This is a genomic window from Streptomyces sp. XM83C (assembly GCF_023072675.1).
GTDB classification, from domain to species: Bacteria; Actinomycetota; Actinomycetes; order Streptomycetales; family Streptomycetaceae; genus Streptomyces; species Streptomyces thermocoprophilus.
Window position 1 is genome coordinate 1 of record NZ_JALLGL010000461.1, and the last position, 3,332, is coordinate 3,332.

The window sequence follows — 3,332 nt, forward strand, 5'->3', positions numbered from 1 at the left end:
GAGCGGGGCCGGGGCGGGGGCGGTCGCCGTGGTCGTGGCCGTCGTACGGCCCGGTGTTCCGGACGCCCCGGCCGGCACGGGCCGCCGGTCGGTGCCGGTGCCGTCGGTGCCGTCGGCGAGCGCGGTCAGCACACGGCCGAGCCACCGGCCTGCGGGCTCCTCGAAGTCGGGCTCGCAGTCGGTACGCGGCACCAGCCGGGTCGCGCCGAGCGCCGCGAGCCGCTCGTCGAGCCGCCGGCCGTGGCCGCAGAAGTCGTCGTAGGCGGAGTCGCCGAAGGCGAGCACCGCATACCGGATGCCCTCCAGGCGCCCGGCGTCCGGGGCGGACAGCCGCCGCCAGAAGTCCGCGCCGTTGTCGGGGGCGTCGCCGTCGCCGAAGGTGCTGGTGACGAAGAGCACGTCCGTGTCCGGGGCGAGGTCGGCCGGGGACGCCTGCGCCATGGGCAGCAGCTCGGCGGCGTGACCGGACTCGGTGAGCCGGGCGACGGCCGTGGCGGCGAACTCCTCGGCGTTGCCGGTCTGCGAGGCCCACAGGACGACCACCCGGCGCGTCGGTACGGCCGTGTCCGGGGCGCCGCTGCCGGCGGGCGCCGGCGCCGTACCGCGGGAGAACATGCCGGCCAGGACGCCGTCCACCCACAGCGCGCTGTCCCCGGCCAGCGGAGCGCCCGGCGGCAGCACGGGGACCCGCCCGTCGGGCGGGCTGGCGGCGAGCCCGGCGAGATAGCCGGACAGATAGCGGCGCTCGGGCTCGGCCAGCGCGACCGGGGCGAGACCGTCGAGGCCGAACACCGAGGCGAGCGCCGGCACGAGCGAAGCGGCGGGCACGGTGGAACCGGCGGAGATCACGGCACCGGCGGAACCGGCGGAACCGGCCGAGGCGGTGCCCGCGGGCTCCCCGGCCCCGGGCGTCTCCTCCTGCGGCCCCTGGGCGGACGTCTTGGTGAGGGTCACGGCGCACACCTTGAACTCGGGCTGGAAGGACAGCGGATCGACCGCGTCGCTGGTGACGGCGTTGATGCTGAGGTACTCGCCGAACAGGTCGTTCCAGTGGAACGGCGCGAAGCACGTGCCGGGCCGCACCCGGTCGGTCACCACGGCGGGCAGCACGGCCCGGCCCCGCCGTGAGGCGACCTCCACACGGTCGCCGTCGGTGAGGCCGAGCGTGACCGCGTCCTCCGGGCTGACCTCCACGAACGGGCCGGGGTTCAGCTTGTTCAGCTTGGCCACCTTGCCCGTCTTCGTCATGGTGTGCCACTGGTGCTGGAGCCGCCCGGTGGTCAGCACGAACGGATAGTCGTCGTCGGGGAGTTCGGCGGCCGGCAGATGCGGGCGGGCGAAGAACCGGGCCCGCCCCGACGGGGTGGGGAAGGCCAGACGGGGCCGGGAGCCGTCCTCACGCTCCAGCAGGGCCTGGCTGACGCCGTCGTTGAGGTAGCGGACCGGGTTGCGGGCGGGCCCGTCGGCGGCGGGCGCGGGCCACTGCACGGGCGTGGCGCGCAGCCGCTCGTACGTCACCCCGCGCAGATCCCAGCCGGTCTTCGGGTTCCACGCCTGCTTCAGCTCCTCGAACACCTCCTCCGCGGAGCCGTACGGGAACCCTTCGGCGAAGCCCATCTCGCAGGCCACGCGCGCGATCAGCTTCCAGTCGGGCAACGCCTGTCCGGGCGGGTCGACGACACCCTGGACCAGGGTGAGGTTCCGCTCCGAGTTGACCATGACCCCGTCGGACTCCGCCCACAGCGTCGCGGGCAGCACGACATCGGCGTACGCGTTGGTCTCGGTGTCCGCGAACACGTCCTGTGTGACGACGAGTTCGGCGGCCTCCAGGCCGGCGATGACGGTCCTGCGGTTGGCGACGGACGCGACCGGGTTGGTGCAGATGATCCAGCACGCCTTGATGTCACCGGCGGCCATCCGCTCGAACATGTCGATCGTGCCGCGCCCCACGTCGGTGCGGAGCGTGCCCTCCGGGATGTTCCACAGCCGCTCCACGAACGCCCGCTCGCCGGCGTCGAGGACCGAGCGCTGGCCGGGCAGTCCGGGGCCCATGTAGCCCATCTCGCGGCCACCCATCGCGTTGGGCTGCCCGGTCAGCGAGAACGGGCCGGCGCCCGGACGGCAGATCGCGCCGGTCGCCAGATGCAGATCGATGAGGGCGTTGGTGTTCCACGTGCCGTGCGTGGACTGGTTCAGGCCCATCGTCCAGCAGCTCGTCCACGCGTCCGACTCCCCGATCCAGCGGGCGGCCAGGCGGATGTCGGCCTCCGGGATGCCGGTGATCTCGGCGACCTTCGCGGGCGGATACCCGGCGAGGAAGGCGGGCATGTCCTCCCAGCCCTCGGTGTGCTCGGCGATGAACTCCTCGTCGATGTCGCCGTTCTCGACGAGGAGGTGCAGAAGACCGTTCAGCAGGGCGAGATCGGTGCCGGGCCGGATCTGAAGGAACAGGTCGGCCTTGTCGGCGGTGGCGTTGCGCCGGGGGTCGACGACGATCAGCTTGGCGCCGGCGGACTTCACCCGGTCCATCAGCCGCAGGAAGAGGACGGGGTGGCAGTCGGCCATGTTCGAGCCGATGACGAGGAACAGGTCCGCGTGGTCGAGATCGTCGTACGAGCCGGGCGGCCCGTCCGCGCCGAGCGACAGCTTGTAGCCGGTGCCTGCGCTGGCCATGCACAGCCGGGAGTTGGACTCGATCTGGTTGGTGCCGACGAACCCTTTGGCGAGCTTGTTCGCCAGGTACTGCGCCTCCAGCGACATCTGCCCGCTGACGTAGAAGGACAGCGCGTCGGGCCCGTGCTCGTCGAGGATGGCCCGCAGCCGCGATGCGACGGCCTTCACCGCCTCGTCCACGTCGGTCTCGGCGGGCTCGGCGCCCCGCTCGGCGCGGATCAGCGCGGTGCCCAGCCGGCCGGGCGCGGCCGTCATGTCGGCGCTGGTCGCGCCCTTGGTGCACAGCCGGCCCGCGTTCGCGGGGTGCTCCTTGTCGCCGTACGCCCTGGTCACGCGGCGGCGCCCGTCGGAGGGGTCGCGGCCGATGTCGAGGACGATGCCGCAGCCGACCCCGCAGTACGAGCAGACCGTGCGGACGCTGTCGTCCTTCGAGCCAGTTGCCACCGGTACTCCACCCGTCGCGCGCGTACGTACTGCGAGCACGGTAGGAAGCCCGAATTTCCGGTTCGTCACACGCCGGGAGCGTGCGCGGTTACGCCGCCCGCACAGGTGGGCGACGGGTGGTGTGAGCAGGCCGTACGGGGGGCGCGGGCGCCGCCCCGCGCTCCGTGGGCGTGCGTGGGGCGCGGGGCGGGCGCGGCTCACGCGCCGCGGAGGTG

The 3,332-nt window shown here is 73.5% G+C and carries 1 protein-coding gene; it reads right to left on the minus strand.

Annotation, left to right across the window (positions count from 1 at the left end):
* The coding region (locus tag MTQ10_RS29175; RefSeq protein WP_247473396.1) for a molybdopterin-dependent oxidoreductase at window positions 1-3,117 on the minus strand (3,117 nt) is incomplete at its 3' end.
* Window positions 3,118-3,332 lie beyond the last annotated feature (215 nt).